This is a genomic window from Pseudogemmobacter bohemicus (assembly GCF_003290025.1).
Lineage (GTDB): Bacteria > Pseudomonadota > Alphaproteobacteria > Rhodobacterales > Rhodobacteraceae > Pseudogemmobacter > Pseudogemmobacter bohemicus.
Map to the genome: position 1 here is coordinate 825,434 of NZ_QNHG01000001.1, position 14,839 is coordinate 840,272.

The 14,839-nt window shown below is 64.3% G+C and carries 16 protein-coding genes and 1 pseudogene; 6 read left to right on the forward strand and 11 right to left on the reverse strand.

The features are described 5' to 3' along the window. Positions 1–155 precede the first annotated feature (155 nt). Complete coding sequence (tkt, locus tag DRF71_RS03960; RefSeq protein WP_112309247.1) at positions 156–2,171, reverse strand: transketolase; 2,016 nt, start codon at positions 2,169–2,171, stop codon at positions 156–158. 223 nt (positions 2,172–2,394) lie between these two features. Here tkt and DRF71_RS03965 point away from each other — a divergent pair, with 223 nt between their 5' ends. The 3 genes and pseudogenes from DRF71_RS03965 to DRF71_RS03975 all read left to right on the forward strand — a co-directional run bounded on the left by DRF71_RS03965 (position 2,395) and on the right by DRF71_RS03975 (position 3,963). Further along, positions 2,395–3,036, forward strand: a complete 642-nt coding sequence (locus DRF71_RS03965) for a hypothetical protein (RefSeq protein WP_112309248.1) — start codon at positions 2,395–2,397, stop codon at positions 3,034–3,036. After that, a pseudogene (locus DRF71_RS28405) lies at positions 3,029–3,400 on the forward strand (cell division protein ZapA); the annotation flags it as partial. The gene DRF71_RS03965 and the pseudogene DRF71_RS28405, both read left to right, overlap by 8 nt. Before the next feature lie 221 nt (positions 3,401–3,621). Continuing rightward, positions 3,622–3,963, forward strand: a complete 342-nt coding sequence (locus DRF71_RS03975) for an MliC family protein (protein ID WP_112309250.1) — start codon at positions 3,622–3,624, stop codon at positions 3,961–3,963. A gap of 107 nt (positions 3,964–4,070) precedes the next feature. Here DRF71_RS03975 and grxD read toward each other — a convergent pair whose 3' ends face one another. From grxD to DRF71_RS04015, 8 genes are all read right to left on the reverse strand, one after another. Continuing rightward, a complete protein-coding gene (gene grxD / locus DRF71_RS03980; protein ID WP_112309251.1) occupies positions 4,071–4,430 on the reverse strand; it encodes a Grx4 family monothiol glutaredoxin in 360 nt (119 codons plus the stop codon). Further along, positions 4,427–4,753 carry a hypothetical protein gene (locus DRF71_RS03985; protein WP_112309252.1) on the reverse strand — a complete coding sequence of 109 codons (327 nt, stop codon included), beginning with the start codon at positions 4,751–4,753 and terminating at the stop codon, positions 4,427–4,429. The genes grxD and DRF71_RS03985 overlap by 4 nt, the downstream gene beginning before the upstream one ends. A 4-nt stretch (positions 4,754–4,757) precedes the next feature. Next, positions 4,758–5,000 (reverse strand): BolA/IbaG family iron-sulfur metabolism protein, encoded by a 243-nt coding sequence (locus DRF71_RS03990; protein WP_092896895.1) that lies wholly within the window; start codon positions 4,998–5,000, stop codon positions 4,758–4,760. Positions 5,001–5,067: 67 nt separating this feature from the next. Next, positions 5,068–5,583 (reverse strand): GNAT family N-acetyltransferase, encoded by a 516-nt coding sequence (locus DRF71_RS03995; RefSeq protein WP_112309253.1) that lies wholly within the window; start codon positions 5,581–5,583, stop codon positions 5,068–5,070. 1 nt (position 5,584) lies between these two features. Beyond that, on the reverse strand, positions 5,585–6,007 hold the full coding sequence (locus tag DRF71_RS04000; RefSeq protein ID WP_157970917.1) for a GNAT family N-acetyltransferase: 423 nt from the start codon (positions 6,005–6,007) through the stop codon (positions 5,585–5,587). Positions 6,008–6,039: 32 nt separating this feature from the next. Continuing rightward, positions 6,040–8,214 (reverse strand): phosphoribosylformylglycinamidine synthase subunit PurL, encoded by a 2,175-nt coding sequence (gene purL / locus DRF71_RS04005; RefSeq protein WP_112309973.1) that lies wholly within the window; start codon positions 8,212–8,214, stop codon positions 6,040–6,042. Positions 8,215–8,634: 420 nt separating this feature from the next. Next, entirely contained in the window at positions 8,635–9,090 is a 456-nt protein-coding gene (locus tag DRF71_RS04010) for a hypothetical protein (protein ID WP_112309255.1), read from the reverse strand. 49 nt (positions 9,091–9,139) lie between these two features. Beyond that, positions 9,140–10,033 (reverse strand): LysR family transcriptional regulator, encoded by an 894-nt coding sequence (locus DRF71_RS04015; RefSeq protein WP_112309974.1) that lies wholly within the window; start codon positions 10,031–10,033, stop codon positions 9,140–9,142. Positions 10,034–10,246: 213 nt separating this feature from the next. Here DRF71_RS04015 and murI point away from each other — a divergent pair, with 213 nt between their 5' ends. Further along, complete coding sequence (gene murI / locus DRF71_RS04020) at positions 10,247–11,059, forward strand: glutamate racemase (RefSeq protein ID WP_112309256.1); 813 nt, start codon at positions 10,247–10,249, stop codon at positions 11,057–11,059. 56 nt (positions 11,060–11,115) lie between these two features. Here murI and DRF71_RS04025 read toward each other — a convergent pair whose 3' ends face one another. Beyond that, positions 11,116–11,736: a thiamine phosphate synthase gene (locus DRF71_RS04025; RefSeq protein ID WP_112309257.1), complete on the reverse strand. Its 621-nt coding sequence runs from the start codon at positions 11,734–11,736 to the stop codon at positions 11,116–11,118. 203 nt (positions 11,737–11,939) lie between these two features. Here DRF71_RS04025 and DRF71_RS04030 point away from each other — a divergent pair, with 203 nt between their 5' ends. After that, a complete protein-coding gene (locus tag DRF71_RS04030) occupies positions 11,940–12,695 on the forward strand; it encodes an RNA methyltransferase (RefSeq protein ID WP_198672104.1) in 756 nt (251 codons plus the stop codon). 124 nt (positions 12,696–12,819) lie between these two features. Then, on the forward strand, positions 12,820–14,061 hold the full coding sequence (locus DRF71_RS04035) for a lytic murein transglycosylase (RefSeq protein WP_112309258.1): 1,242 nt from the start codon (positions 12,820–12,822) through the stop codon (positions 14,059–14,061). Here DRF71_RS04035 and DRF71_RS04040 read toward each other — a convergent pair whose 3' ends face one another. Further along, positions 14,062–14,835, reverse strand: coding sequence for an EcsC family protein (locus tag DRF71_RS04040; protein ID WP_232831287.1), 774 nt, complete (start codon positions 14,833–14,835; stop codon positions 14,062–14,064). Between the last annotated feature and the right edge of the window lie 4 nt (positions 14,836–14,839).

A 14,839-nucleotide genomic window follows, 5' to 3' on the forward strand; every position in this document is an offset into this window, starting at 1 on the left:
GGGCTGAGGCCTGAAGTGCCCTGAGGTCTGACCGGCCCGGATCAGCCAGCGAAAAAGGCGGGGGATTTCCCCCGCCTTTTCTTTCACCTGCGCGCCCGGGGGATAAAAAAAGGCGGCCCGCGCGGGGGCCGCCTTTGATCACAGCGGATCGCCGCTCAGAGCAGCGCTTTGACTTTCGCCACGGTGGCCTCGGCGGTGATGCCGAATTCCTTGTAAAGGCGGTCATAGGGGGCCGAAGCGCCGAAAGACGACATGCCGACGAAATCGGCTTTGCTGTCGCGGCCGCGCTCGCCGATCAGCCAGCGATCCCAGCCCTGACGCACGCCTGCCTCGATGCCGACGCGAACCGGACCGGCCGGCAGGACCTTCTTGCGCCAGGCTTCGTCCTGGGCGGCAAACAGCTCCATCGAGGGCAGCGAGACGACGCGGGTGCCGATGCCCTCGGCCTGCAAGAGATCGCGGGCTTTCATTGCGATTTCCACCTCGGAGCCGGTTGCCATCAGGATCGCCTGACGCTTGCCCTCGGCTTCGGCCAGAATATAGCCGCCTTTGGCGGTCATATTCTGGTTCGTATGGGTCTTGCGCACCGCGACCAGGTTCTGACGCGACAGCGCCATGACCGAAGGCGTGGTTTTCTGGGTGAACGCGATCTCCCAGGCTTCAGCCACCTCGGTCAGATCGGCGGGGCGGAACACCAGGGTGTTCGGCGTCGCGCGGCTGATCGCCAGATGCTCGACCGGCTGGTGGGTCGGACCATCTTCGCCCAGGCCGATGGAATCGTGGGTCATCACATAGACAACAGGCAGGCCCATCAGTGCCGAAAGCCGCATCGCAGGGCGGGCATAATCGGTAAAGGCCATGAAGGTGCCCGAATAGGGCCTTACGCCGCCATGCAGTGCCATGCCGTTCATTGCCGAGGACATGCCGTGTTCCCGGATGCCCCAATACATGTACCGGCCCTTGCGGCTCTCGACATCAAACACGCCCAGATCGGCGGTTTTGGTGTTGTTCGAACCGGTCAGGTCTGCCGAGCCACCGAAAGTTTCGGTCAGGATCGGGTTGATGGCGTTCAGCACCTTTTCTGATGCCGAACGGGTCGCGAGTTTCGGCTGGTCGGCGGCGGCCTCTTTCTTCAGCGCACGGATGGCGCCTGCGAGTTTCGCCGGCACGTCGAGGGCGAAGCTGCGCTCGAAATCCGCGCGTTTGCCGGTCGGCAGCGCGGCGAGACGGGTTTCCCATTCGGCGCGGGCGGCTGCACCGGGCTTACCCAGCGATTCCCACCAGGATTTGATTTCGGCGGGCACCTCGAACGGGCCGGCGGTCCAGCCATAACCGGCTTTCGCGGCCTCAAGCTGCGCCTTGTCGGTCAGCGCGCCATGGCCTTTCGACGTGTCCTGGGCGGCATGGCCAAGCGCGATATGGGTCTTGCAGTCGATCAGCGCCGGGCGCGGGCTGGCCTTGGCCGCCGTGATCGCGCGGTCGATATCTTCCGGGTCATGGCCGTCGCAATGGAACACATCCCAGCCCGAAGCGGCGAAGCGCGCGCGCTGGTCGGTCACATCCGAGAGCGAGACCTTGCCGTCGATGGTGATGTCGTTGTTGTCCCACAGAACGATCAGGCGCGAGAGCTTCTGGCGGCCCGCGATGCCGATGGCTTCCTGGGAAACACCTTCCATCAGGCAGCCGTCGCCGGCGATGACATAGGTGTAATGGTCCTGGATCCTGGCGCCATATTTGGCACGCAGATGCTCTTCGGCCATGGCAAAGCCGACCGAATTGGCGATGCCCTGACCCAGCGGGCCGGTGGTGGTCTCAACGCCCGAGACATGGCCATATTCCGGGTGGCCGGCGGTGATGGCGCCCCATTGGCGGAAGTTTTTGATCTGATCCAGCGTCACATCGCCGTAGCCGGTGAGGTAGAGCAGCGAATAGATCAGCATCGAGCCGTGGCCGGCCGAGAGGATGAACCGGTCACGGTCTGCCCAGCGGGGCGCTTTCGGGTCGAATTTCAGATGCTTCGAGAAGAGCACGGTGGCGACATCGGCCATGCCCATCGGCATCCCCGAATGGCCCGAATTCGCGGCCGCAACCGCGTCGAGCGTCAGCGTGCGGATGGCGGCGGCGCGCATCCAGTGATCAGGGTGGCGGGCGCGAAGGGTCGCAATATCCACGGGGCAGATCCTCTGCAATGATAGCGGAAACAGGAAGGGGCATAATGCTGCCCAGGCTCAAGATCAAGCGGCGAGGCAGCGCTATGGGCAAGCCCATGGCGCGAAAGGGGAAATAAGCCCGGCATCTGGCTGCCCAAAACGCGCAATTCTGTGGTCGGGGGGTTCCGTCTGCGATTCGTGCATTGTATCCTTGTTACAAGACCAAAAGCCGGTGAGGGCGGGTATGCAGGAAATTGTCGAGTTCGAGCGCCGCATTTCTTCGGCGCTGCGGCGGATCGAAGCCGGGATAGTCACGATTGACGCGGCGCAGGCCGAGGGCGCTGCCCGGTTGGCCGAAGCCGGGCGCCTGACCGCTGCGGCGGAAGAGGGGCGCCGCCAGGCCGAGGCTGCGCGGGATGCCCAGGCGGCACGGGCCGCCGGCGCCGTTGAGGCGGCAGAGCGGGCCGGGCGCCAGGCCGCAGATGAGATCCGGGCGGCAAAGGCCGAGGCCAAAGCCGGGCTTGAGGCCCAGGGGGCACGCGAGGAACCCACTCTCGTCCGGATGCGCGAACGTCTCGCCGAGGCGCGCGAGCGCGAGGCCGAGTTGCGCTCGGATTATGAGACGCAGATCGCGGCGCTTTCGGCCCAGCTGGATGTCCAGGGGCTGGAACTGGCGCGGATGCAGCGCAGCGCCGCCACCTTGCGCGAGGAATTGCGCCGCCTGACCGAGGCTTCAGCCGCCGGGCTGGTGGATGCGGCGGCGGTCAACCGCGCCATGCTGGCCGAGCTTGACGCTTTGCGGGCCAGCCGGCTGGCCGAGATGGCCGAGCTTGACGAGATTTCCGCCGCGCTGTCGGCCCAGATCGGGGAGGCGGAACATGCCTGATATCGAGGTGATGATCGGGGGGCGGAACTTCCTCGTCTCCTGCCAGCCGGGAGAAGAGCATTTCCTGCGCTCGGCGGCGGCGCAGCTGGATGTCGAGGCGCAGCCGCTGATCGCCACGATGGGGCGGCTGCCAGAGGCCAAGATGCTGCTGATGGCGGGGCTGATGCTGGCCGACCGGACGGCGGCGCAGGAAGACGAGATGCGCGCTTTGCGGGCCAGGCTCTCTGAGCTGGAGGACCGGCCCGAACCGGAGGCGAAGCGGATCGAGGTCCCCGTGATCCCGCCGCAGGTGCCGCAGACATTCGCGGAACTCGCCGCACGGATCGAGGCGATGGCGGAACGGATCGACGAGAAGGTGGCTGCGATGCAGCGCGATGCCGGTGCGGGCCTTGCAGAGGCGAAGGCGGTCGGGGAAACTGGCCCTGGCATGGGGAAGGCAGCGGTCGGGCCGGCTTTCGGGTTCGGGGATGGTCGTGACGGGGACGCCGAAGCGGATCCGGTAACCCAACCTGATGCGGATCCCGGGGAGGTCACGCCAGGCGATCCGCCGCAAAAGGGGGATGGCGATCCTGTGGAGACGGAGAAATGACCATCCGATCAACAGTGGCGGCAATGCTGGCCTTTGGCCTGTCCGCAGGTGCGGCTCTGTCACAGGACAGCAACTATCAGACAACGCGCTATCTCTGTGAGCGCGGGGTGGAAGTGCCGGTGACTTATATCAACGCAGCGGATTTGTCGCTCGCGGTGCTGAATGTCGAAGGCACTCAGATCACACTGGAAATCGAACAATCGGCTTCGGGCGCCCGCTATGGCTGGCCGTCCGACGGGGCGCATTACATCTGGTGGACCAAGGGCGAGACAGCCTTCCTGATGTGGTCGGAAGGCGGCGAGGAAAAGGTCATCCTCGATGGCTGCGCCCGGCAATAAGAAAAACGCCCGGAGCCTTGCCCGGGCGTTTGCAAAAAGCCGAAATCTTTGAAGATTTCGTCCCGGTTCCTTAGGAAGGAACCGGCGCCTGTGGTGGCCGGTCGCCTTCAGACATTGGCTTCGCGGATCTTGTCGGCGGCTTCCTTGTTATAGCTGACGCCCACTTTCTCGAACAAAGCATCCAGCTCGCCCGACAGCGTCATCTCGGTCACGATATCGCAACCGCCGACGAATTCGCCTTTGACGTAAAGCTGCGGGATGGTCGGCCAGTCAGAGAAGTCCTTGATCCCCTGACGGGTTTCCGCATCGGCCAGCACGTTCACATCGGTATAATCGACGCCCATGTAATTCAGCACCCCGGCCACGCGGCTGGAGAACCCGCATTGCGGCATGGTCTTGGTGCCTTTCATAAACAGCACCACATCGTTTTTCTCAACGGTTTCGCGGATCTGATCCTGCGCGCTCATCTTTCGTTTCCTTGCTTGGGGCCAAAGGCGTCGTGATAGCGCCTGGCATAGGTCTCATCATCTTTCGGAGCCAGTACGGAGGCGAAAATCCCGCACCCCGGCCCCTGCAATTCCTGTGGCACTTCGCCTCTCGGGGCATTCCGGCTCATTGCCAGAATGAAGCCGTCAAGATCGCTCGCCTCCATCCCCGGCTCGCGCCGGATGCCGTAACGCCCCGAAAGGAGTTCGTCGCGCCCCATCCGCCGTGCCGCCAGCCGATGGTTCAGCGAGGCCATAAAGCCGATCAGCGCCACGAGGCCAAAGAGGATGGGCCAGGCTTCCACCCGCTTATTCCGGCGCCTTGGTGGTCAGCGCCAGCGCGTGCAATTCGCCATGCGCCCCGTCCATCTTGCCCTTGAGGCTGGCATAGACCGCGCGCTGCTGCTGCACCCGGTTCATGTCGCGAAAGCTTTCGTCGATCACTTCGGCCGCCCAGTGATTGCCGTCACCGGCGAGGTCGGTGATGGTGATTTTAGCCTCGGGGAAGGTCTCCCGGATCAGGGCTTCAATATCCTTGCCTTCCATTGGCATCGGGCTGCTCCTTGCTCATTCCCTGAAAGATGTAAGCTCTGGCCGCAGGGGCTGCAAGGGAGATGGCTCAGCCCTGATCCTGCCATTCGTCCCGCATCAGGCCGAAAAGATGCAGATCGACATTGCGGCCAGTTCCCGGGTGCCCAATTCCCGGGTGTCCGGTATCGGGGCGGAACCAGTGGCCGCGCTGCACGCCCTCACGCCGGAAGCCAAGCTTTTCGTAAAGTGCCATGGCGCGCGGGTTCTCGCCCGAGGCATCCAGCCAGAGCCGTTGCGCCTCCAGCGCCTGGAAGCCGTAGCGGATCAGCTGGCCGACAAAGGCGCGGCCTCTGCCGCCGCCGGTCAGCGCAAGCGCGAGGCGGCGCAGTTCCACCCGGCGCGAGGGATCGCCGATCTCGCAAAACAGCGCGTAGCCGATGGCGACGCCATTCTCTTGCGCGATCAGCAACCGGGATTCGGGCGAGGCAAGATAGGCCGCAAGGGCTGCGTCATCCTCATCGGTGATGAAGGCGCGGTTTTCCGGGCGCTGCGCCAGCGCGCGGATGAAGGGGAAATCGGCTGCAACGGCAGGTCTCAGATCCATATCAGCCCCTCAGGCTTTGCCATTCCGGCGCCAGCATCGCGAAAGCATGGCAATCAACCCAGATGCCGCCCCGTTTCCAGCATTGCCGCATATTGCCCTCGAAGGTGAAGCCAGCGCGGGTCATCGCCTTCATTCCGGCCTCATTGTCGAAAACCACGTCGCACATCAGCCGATGGGCGCCCAGCTCATCAAAGACCACCGCCAGCATCTCGCGGATCAGCTTTTGCCCCTGGCCGGGGCGCGTCACCGCGAGATTGTCGAGATACCAGACCTCGTCGTAAAGCATATGCAGCGTGGTGAAACCGGCAAAACCCTGATCCTCGCGGATCAGGATCACACAATCATCCGCCTCCAGCATTTCGCGCAGCTGACCGGCGCCTTTGTCCATCAACGCGCTCGGATGGGCCTTGATCAGCAGGTCCACCCGGGCAAGGTCATCAACTGTCGCGCGCCGGATCAAAGGCCCACGGCAGTGGCGAAGGCGCTGCGGTAAAGCACCGAAAGATCAGTGAGCGAAGCGCTGTCCTGGCCAAAACTCACCTTGTCGCCGCCAAATGTGCCGATGCGGGTGACAGCGACGCCGGCGGTGATCGCGTTTGCCTCGATCTCGGCCGCCGCGCTTTCGCGCACCGCGAGCAGATAGCGCGCCTGGTCTTCGCCAAACAGCGCGCCGGTTTCGGACGGGATCAGGGTGATGCCGGTGCCGGCGCCCTCTGCCATCTCAAAGGCCGCCAGCGCGAGGCCGCCATCGCTGAGATCCGATGCCGCAACGATATTGCGGCGCTGCGCGCGCACGAAATCGCCGTTTTTCTTTTCAGCGACCAGATCGACCGGCGGCGCGTCGCCGCGCTCGTCGCCAAAGGCTTCGGCCAGCAGCGCCGACTGGCCGAGATGGCCAAAGCTCTCGCCGACCAGCAGCGCGACATCGCCGGCCTCGGGTGTGCCATTGATCAGATCATCCAGCGAGGCAAGGATCCCCACGGCGCCGATGGTGGGGGTCGGCAGAATGCCGGTGCCATCGGTCTCGTTGTAGAGCGACACGTTCCCCGAGACGATCGGCATATCCAGCGCCGAAACCGCCTCGCCGATGCCTTTGATCGCGCCGACGAATTGCCCCATGATTTCAGGCTTTTCAGGGTTGCCGAAGTTCATATTGTCGGTGGTCGCCAGCGGCAGGGCGCCCATGGCGGTGAGGTTTCGGTAAGCCTCGGCCACCGCCTGTTTTCCGCCCTCGAAAGGGTTGGCCTTGACGTAGCGCGGCGTCACATCCGAAGTGAAAGCCAGCGCCTTGTCGCTGCCATGGACGCGCACGACGCCCGCAGGCAAGCCCGGGGTCACCACGGTATCGGCGCCGACCTGGCTGTCATATTGCTCATAGACCCAGCCCTTATGGGCGTATGAGGGCGAGGAGATCAGCACTTTCAAACCCTGGATCGCGCCGATCTGCGGCACGTTGTGCAGGGGTTCCGCCTTCGGCGTCTCGACCCAGGGGCGGTTATATTCCGGCGCGCTCGACGAGAGTTTCGAGAGCTGGATATCCGCCTTCACCTCATTGCCGTGCAGAATGAGAAAACGGTCTTCCGGGATGGTCTCGCCGACGATGGCGAAATCGAGGTCCCATTTCACAAAGATCGCCCGCGCCACATCTTCCAGCTCGGGATTGAGGACCATGAGCATGCGTTCCTGAGACTCGCTCAGCATCATCTCATAGGCGGTCATATTGGTTTCGCGCTGCGGCACCTGGTCAAGCTGCAGCTTGATGCCCAGACCACCTTTGTCGCCCATTTCGACCGCCGAGCAGGTCAGACCCGCCGCGCCCATATCCTGGATCGAGATCACCGCGCCGGTCTGCATGAGTTCCAGGCAGGCCTCCAGCAGGCGTTTCTCGGTGAAGGGGTCGCCGACCTGGACGGTGGGGCGTTTTTCCTCGATGGTGTCGTCGAATTCCGCGGACGCCATGGTCGCGCCGCCAACGCCGTCACGGCCGGTCTTTGCGCCGAGGTACACCACCGGCATGCCCACGCCCGAGGCGGCCGAGTAAAAGATCTTGTCGGTGTCGGCGAGGCCCGCCGCGAAAGCGTTCACAAGGCAGTTGCCGTTATAGGATTTGTGGAAGCGCACTTCGCCGCCCACCGTCGGCACGCCGAACGCATTGCCGTAGGAGCCGACGCCCTCAACCACGCCCTTCACCAGATGTGCGGTCTTGGGATGCGACGGCAGACCGAAGGAGAGTGCATTCATCGCCGCAATCGGGCGCGCGCCCATGGTGAAGACGTCGCGCAGAATGCCCCCCACGCCGGTCGCGGCACCCTGATGCGGCTCGATATAAGAGGGGTGGTTATGGCTTTCCATCTTGAAGATGACCGCCTGGCCATCGCCGATATCGACCACACCCGCATTCTCGCCCGGGCCGCAGATCACCTGCGGGCCGGTCGTCGGCAGGGTGCGCAGCCAGACCTTGGACGACTTATAAGAGCAATGCTCGTTCCACATCGCCGAAAAGATGCCGAGTTCGGTGAAGGAGGGCTCGCGGCCGAGGATCTCCAGCAGGCGCGCATATTCGTCGGGTTTGATCCCGTGCGAGGCGATGAGCTCCGGGGTGATGGCGGGTTCGCGTGCGGCAACGGTCATGTCTGGCCTCCGGGTCGGCAGCTCTGGGCGGCGCCAGGTCTGCGGCAATGCGGGAAATCTGCGCGCGTCATATTGCATGCGGTGCGAATGGGGAAGGGCTCTGCCCGCGTGGCGGCAGGATAAAGCGGCGATGCCCACCGGCAGCGGCGGGCGAATCCCTCACGCCGAAAGTGGCGGGCGGTTAGCACAGAACAAAAAAAAGGCCGAGCAAAGCTCGGCCCAAGTCCAACAGGGAGGTATGAGAGCGATCAGGTTGCCCCGATCAGCATCTCATAGCCCGATTTATGGGCTGTTTGCGAATTATGCAAGTGCAGCAATGTCGCAGGTCGGTCAATGCCGCCATGCGCTATGTGCATGGCTTTGCGCCGGCCATGTTTGCGATAACGCTGCAATGCAGTTTCAACAGGCGCTTTTGCCGGATCAGGGCGGCGGCCCAAGGGGCGCGACGCCCGCCGCTTTGGCTTCGGCCAGGCATCGGCTGAGTTGGGCGGCGAAGGCTTCTTTTCCCCGGTAGCGCCGGGAATATAACTGGTCTGCGGGCGACACCCCACCATAAATGCGGGCGGCGCACTGATCGATATGGCGCAGGAAGTCTGTATTGCAGCCGGCCAGCACGAGGCCGCGCCATTCGCCTCGTTCCTGCGGAATCGTTCTGCCAAAGGGCGACAGAGCCTCGTCGACCGTCATTTGTAGCGGGTTCCCCCACAGTCCGATGACGAGACGCAGGATTCCATTGCGGCACATGTCGGCCGCTGTGACCGGCGGTGCGAGCAGATCCTCAAAGCCACTATAGAGGGAGCTAAGGTCGTAATGGGCGCCGGTGATCACGGCTTCGGCCCGGACCGGAGCGGCGAGCAGACTGCAAAGCGTCAGCATTCCTGCCCATACAAGCGCGCCAGAACCGCGACGCCGGCGCCCCCACATCTCAGCCGCCGTGACTGCGCCGGAAGGTCGAGATTTCCTCGGTCACGAAATCGCGGAAGGCGGCGACGCGTTTTGAGTGCCGCAGCTCTTCGGGATAGGCGAGGAAGACCGGCACTTCGCCCGATTCGATGTCTTCCAGCACCCGCACCAGATGCGGGTTTTCCTCGGTGGTGTAATCCGGCAGCACGCCGATACCGAGATGGTTGATCACGCCCTGCTGCACGCCGAAATAATTGTTCACATGCAGGGTCGAGGGGATCTCATGCGCCATGATCTCCTGCACCAGGCGCGCGCCGGCGGCCACCTGGGGCGTGCCCGGATGCTGGCAGATCAGCCGGTGCTGGCTGAGATCGGCCATGGTCTTCGGGGTGCCGTTCTTCGCCAGGTAATCCGGCGTCGCGTAAAGACGCATGCGGATATTCATCAGGCGGCGGCGGATCAGATCGGCCTGGGAGGGTTCTTTCATGCGGATCGCCACATCGGCCTCGCGCATCGGCAGGTCGAGCACGCGCTCTTCCAGCATGAGGTCGATCTTGAGCGCCGGGTATTTGTCGTAAAGCCGCGCGAGTCGTGGCGCCAGCCAGAGCGTGCCAAAGCCCATGGTGGTGGTGACCCGCAACTCGCCGAACACCTCATCCTCGCTGTCGCGGATGCGGGCGGCGGCGGCGTCAAGCCGCTTGGCCATGGCCTGGGTCGCCTCGAACAGAAGCTCCCCCTGTTCGGTCAGGATCAGTCCGCGCGCATGGCGGTGGAACAGCGTCACATCAAGGCTTTCCTCCAGCGCGCGGATCTGACGGCTGACGGCGGATTGCGACAGATGCAGCACCTCGCCCGCATGGGTAAGGCTGCCTTTATCGGCCACCGCATGAAAAATCCTCAGCTTGTCCCAGTCCATTTCCATGCCTCGTCCATTCGGGCGGGACAGTAGCACAAGCCATGCGTCGGAGGAAAACCTGATCACGCAATTTTGCTGTGGCGGCGGGGATTTGGCAGGAAAGTCACGGATGCCCCCACGGCAGGGCCTTTCACGGGGTTTCCCTTGCGCCTATGATTGCAGCATAAGACGGTGAAACCCGTCAGAATTTCCTTCGGGCGAGAGGGCAGGCAGATGGCGGTTGGCGTTTTTGATTCGGGGCTTGGCGGGTTGACGGTTCTGGACGCGGTCTCGCGCAGGCTGCCGGATGTGCTCTTCGTCTATTACGGCGACAATGCCCATGCGCCTTACGGGGTGCGGACCGCCGATGATATTTTCAACCTGACCTGTGCGGCGGTCGAACGGCTCTGGGCCGAGGGCTGCGATCTGGTGATCCTTGCCTGCAACACCGCCTCGGCTGCGGCTTTGCGGCGGATGCAGGAAAGCTGGCTGCCGGCGGATAAGCGGGTGCTGGGTGTGTTCGTGCCGCTGATCGAGGCACTGACCGAACGGCAATGGGGCGACAACTCGCCGCCGCGCGAGGTGGCGGTGAAACATGTGGCGCTGTTTGCGACGCCGGCGACGGTGTCGTCGCGCGCCTTCCAGCGGGAACTGGCGTTCCGGGCGATCGGGGTCGATGTCGAGGCGCAGCCCTGCGGCGGCGTGGTCGATGCAATCGAGCAAGGCGATGAGATCCTCGCCGAGGCGCTGGTGCGCAGCCATGTCGAGGCATTGAAGCGGCGGATGCCGCAGCCCGAGGCTGCGATCCTTGGCTGCACCCATTACCCATTGATGGAAAAGACTTTCCAGGAGGCTCTGGGCGAGGGCGTCAAGGTCTATAGCCAGGCGAAGCTGGTGGCCGAGAGCCTGGCCGACTATCTGGAGCGGCGGCCGGAAATGCTGGGTTCGGGTACAGAGTCGAAATTTCTGACCACCGGCGATCCGGCCTCGGTCTCGGCCCATGCGACGCAATTTTTGCGGCGCGGCATCAGGTTCGAAAAGGTCTGAGGCACGGCTCAGACCTCATAGCGTCTCAGACCTGTAAGCCGTCAGACCTGTCAGCTTCAGCCCAGGGGGGCGATCAGCGTCTGCAGCGCGGCGAGAGGGGCCTCGGTGCGCCAGATTTCCTCGCCAATGGCGAAGTGATCGGTGACCGGGCCGAATTTCGCCACCAGTTCGGCGGTCAGCCCGCCTTCGGCGACGACCGGCACCTCGATCACTTCGGACCACCACTGAAAGAGATCCCAGTCCACGCGGCTGCCATCACCGAGCCCGGTTTCGCCCACCGGGCCGAATGCGACATAATCGGCGCCGGCCTCGCCTGCATTCAGCCCCTCATGGCGGGTGGTGCCGCAATGGGCGCCGATGATCGCGTCCTGGCCGAGATCTTTGCGCGCCTTCCTGACCGAGCGCGCGCCATCGGTCAGATGCACCCCGTCCAGCCCGTGGCGCTCGACCAGCAGAAGATGGTTGTCGATCACCACCGCCACATCGCGCTGATGGGCGATATCGCGGCAGATATCGGCGGCAAGCCCCTGATCATCGGTGTTTTTTGTGGCCAGTGAAACGCGCAGACAGGCGATTTCCACCGCATCGAGGATCCGCGCCAGCTGATCGGGGAAGAGATCGGTCTGGAAGCTTGGCGGGGTGATGAGGTTGATCTGCGGGCGGTCATCTGCGGCCATGTCGCGGCTCCGTAACTGTATCGGGGCGCTTTAGCAGCGTTTGTCGGCTTTGGCTATGGGCGGAGGGGGCGCTGCCCCCGTCTGCGCCTTGCGCAGACTCCCCCGGGATATTTCTGGACAGATGAAAGGGGCTTTGCTTGTTTGCCGGCGGCGGAGCGGCTATCTGGCGGGCGGTTTTTCTGATGGGGGCGGCGATGGCAGAGATGATTGACCCGGTGATCGTGCTGGTGCGGCCGCAAATGGGCGAGAATATCGGCGCGGCGGCGCGGGCCATGCTGAATTTCTCGCTGGACCGGATGCGGATCGTTGATCCGCGCGACGGCTGGCCGAACCCGAAGGCCAATGCGATGGCCAGCGGGGCCGGGCGGGTGCTGGATCATGCCGGGATCTTTCCGGACGTGGCGCGCGCCGTTGCCGATTGCGATTTCGTCTTCGCCACCACGGCGCGCTCGCGGGAGCTGGTGAAAGAGGTGGTGACGCCCGAGCGCGCGATGGCGATGGCGCGCGAGATGGGCGCTTCGGGAAAGAAGGTCGGCATTCTTTTTGGGCCAGAGCGGGCTGGGCTGGAAAATGCCGATATCATCCATGCCAATGCGATTGTCACTGTGCCGGTCAATCCAGAGTTCTTTTCGCTGAATCTGGGCCAGTCGGTGCTGCTTTTGGCCTATGAATGGGGGCGCCAGGGCTCGGCGGTGCCGGAATCGGTCATGGGGCTTGCACGCACCGAAATGGCCAGCCGCGAAGAGGTGGCGCGGCTGGGCGATCACTATGAGATGCGGCTGGACGAGGCGGGGTTCTTTTTCCCTGAAACCAAGGCCGAGGGGATGCGGCTGAACCTGCGCAATATGTGGGGCCGGCTGGGACTGACGCGGGCAGAGGTCCAGACGCTGCATGGGATGCTGCGCCAGATCCTGTTTCGCAAGGCAAGGGGCGAGATGGACGAGGAGCCCCGCGACTGAGAGGCGCAACCGGGTTTTGGCAAAGCGCTGCCGGGTGCCGGGGGGGATGACGGGCGCGGGCTTTGACTGGCGCTTCGGATCAGGTAAACTTCTGCCAAATCGAGAACAAAGGCAGGCAGGCGTTATGATTACCCGCAGATTTTTCACCCTTACCGCCGGCACAGCCTTGCTTTCGGGCTGCGTTGGCGGCGCAGGTTCGCGTATGGGCAGTGCGGCACCCGGCAGCCGCGAGACCCCGGCGCTGCGCCCGGTGCCGAATTCTGGCTGGGACAGCTGGATCGCCAGTTACCGCAGCCGTGCATCCTCACGCGGGATTTCCCAGGGCACGCTCGATTCCGCCTTCCGCTATGCCGGTTTCCTGCCCGATGTGATCGAGAAAGACCGCAACCAGACCGAATTCAAGCGCTCGCTGGAAGACTATCTGTCGATTGCCGCCTCGGATGAGCGGGTCTCGCTGGGGCGTGAGATGTATGCGCGCTATGGCTCGACCCTGGCTGCGATTGAGCAACGCTACGGCGTCGAGGGCAATGTCGTTGCCGCCTTCTGGGGGCTTGAGAGCTTTTTCGGCACAAGGCGCGGCAATGTGCCGGTGGTCTCGGCGCTGTCGACACTTGCCTATGAGGGGCGGCGTGCGGCGTTTTTTGAGAGCCAGCTGGACGGCGCGCTGAAGATCCTCCAGGCTGGCGATGTGGCCCCGGAGCGGATGGTCGGCAGCTGGGCGGGGGCGATGGGGCATACCCAGTTCATCCCGACCTCTTACCTGCAATATGCGGTGGATTTCACCGGTGACGGGCGGCGCGATATCTGGTCGGATGATCCGACCGACGCGCTGGCCTCGACGGCGAATTACGTCGCGCGCACCGGCTGGCAGCGCGGGTTGCCCTGGGGGATGGAGGTCTCGCTGCCTTCTGGGTTCAATGCCGGTCTGCTGGGACGCGGCAAAGGCAAATCGGCGGCGGAATGGGAGGCGCTTGGCGTCTCGCGGGCGGCGGGCGGCGGGCTTTCCGGTGGCTCGATCATCCAGCCGGGCGGCGCGGGGACGCCGGCCTTCCTGCTGACGCAGAATTTCAACGTGATCCTGCGCTACAACAATGCCGAGAATTATGCGATCGGCGTTGGCCATCTGGCGGACCGGATCAAAGGCGGCGGCCCGGTGCGCGCCGATTTCGGCCCCGACCGCACCGGGTTGACCAAGGCCGACCGCCAGCAGCTGCAACAGCGCCTGACCGCGCGCGGCTTTGACACCGGCGGTACCGATGGGGTGATCGGCCCGAAATCGCGCGAGGCGATCTCGGCTTATCAGGCGCAGAACGGCATGGCGGTGACCGGAGAGCCCTCATCGGCGCTGCTGGCCGCGCTGCGGTAATCAGGCTTTGGTGATGCGGGGCTGGGCGGTTGCGGTTGCGAAATGCTCCAGCACCGGCCCGGCGCCGTGCACTTCTCCAAGCCGCAAGAGCCGGAAGCGGATTGCTGCCATCTCGCGGTAATAGCGCAGGAAGGCGGCATTGATCGCGGCGCCCGAAACGGCCCCCATCACCGGCACCGCCTGGGCGGCCAGTTTCTGGCCGAGCGTCGTTGCGAGCTTTGGCGCGATGGTGGTGATCAGCTGGTTGATCGCCGGCCCGGTCAGCGCCGCGCGCGCCGAATAGAACGCGGTGTTGATCCCGTCATCCGCCGCCACCGGACTGCCCGAGCCGAAGGTGCGCAAAGCCTCGGCCATGATCCAGGGATCGTCGGGATCATAGCCCTGCTTTTCGGCCTCGCGCCGGATCGCATGCAGCAAAACCGTGATTGTGAACGGGAGTTCGGCAATCGCCCCCATGATGCCGCCCGCACCGCCGGCAAAGCCCGCACCAATGGCAACTGCGAGGGTGCCACGGTCGCCGCTGCCGGGCAGCTTGCCCCCCTGACGCGCCACCGCCCAGGCATTTTCCAGCGCGGCGGATGTCACCCGCTCGGCCCGGTCGCGAAAGCCTGCGGGCAGGAACGCCATCTGCTCTTCCAGCCGGCCGCCAAACCGTGTGAGCAAACCCATCAGCGGGCCATTGGCCTTTTTCCAGCGCAGTGCGAGGGCATCGACATCGGCACCGCAACCGGCGGGCAGGAGAAGATGCGGCAGGGTCATGGTTTCATGGCTCATATTG

Coding starts and splice junctions, on each gene's coding strand:
- murI (WP_112309256.1), top strand. CDS start 10,247: ATGGCGGTTGGCGTTTTTGATTCGGGGCTTGGCGGGTTGACGGTTCTG.
- DRF71_RS04010 (WP_112309255.1), bottom strand. CDS start 9,090: ATGCTGACGCTTTGCAGTCTGCTCGCCGCTCCGGTCCGGGCCGAAGCC.
- DRF71_RS03995 (WP_112309253.1), bottom strand. CDS start 5,583: ATGGATCTGAGACCTGCCGTTGCAGCCGATTTCCCCTTCATCCGCGCG.
- grxD (WP_112309251.1), bottom strand. CDS start 4,430: ATGAGCGCGCAGGATCAGATCCGCGAAACCGTTGAGAAAAACGATGTG.
- purL (WP_112309973.1), bottom strand. CDS start 8,214: ATGACCGTTGCCGCACGCGAACCCGCCATCACCCCGGAGCTCATCGCC.
- DRF71_RS03990 (WP_092896895.1), bottom strand. CDS start 5,000: ATGCCAATGGAAGGCAAGGATATTGAAGCCCTGATCCGGGAGACCTTC.
- DRF71_RS04025 (WP_112309257.1), bottom strand. CDS start 11,736: ATGGCCGCAGATGACCGCCCGCAGATCAACCTCATCACCCCGCCAAGC.
- DRF71_RS03965 (WP_112309248.1), top strand. CDS start 2,395: ATGCAGGAAATTGTCGAGTTCGAGCGCCGCATTTCTTCGGCGCTGCGG.
- DRF71_RS04035 (WP_112309258.1), top strand. CDS start 12,820: ATGATTACCCGCAGATTTTTCACCCTTACCGCCGGCACAGCCTTGCTT.
- DRF71_RS04015 (WP_112309974.1), bottom strand. CDS start 10,033: ATGGACTGGGACAAGCTGAGGATTTTTCATGCGGTGGCCGATAAAGGC.
- DRF71_RS04030 (WP_198672104.1), top strand. CDS start 11,940: ATGATTGACCCGGTGATCGTGCTGGTGCGGCCGCAAATGGGCGAGAAT.
- DRF71_RS04040 (WP_232831287.1), bottom strand. CDS start 14,835: ATGAGCCATGAAACCATGACCCTGCCGCATCTTCTCCTGCCCGCCGGT.
- DRF71_RS03975 (WP_112309250.1), top strand. CDS start 3,622: ATGACCATCCGATCAACAGTGGCGGCAATGCTGGCCTTTGGCCTGTCC.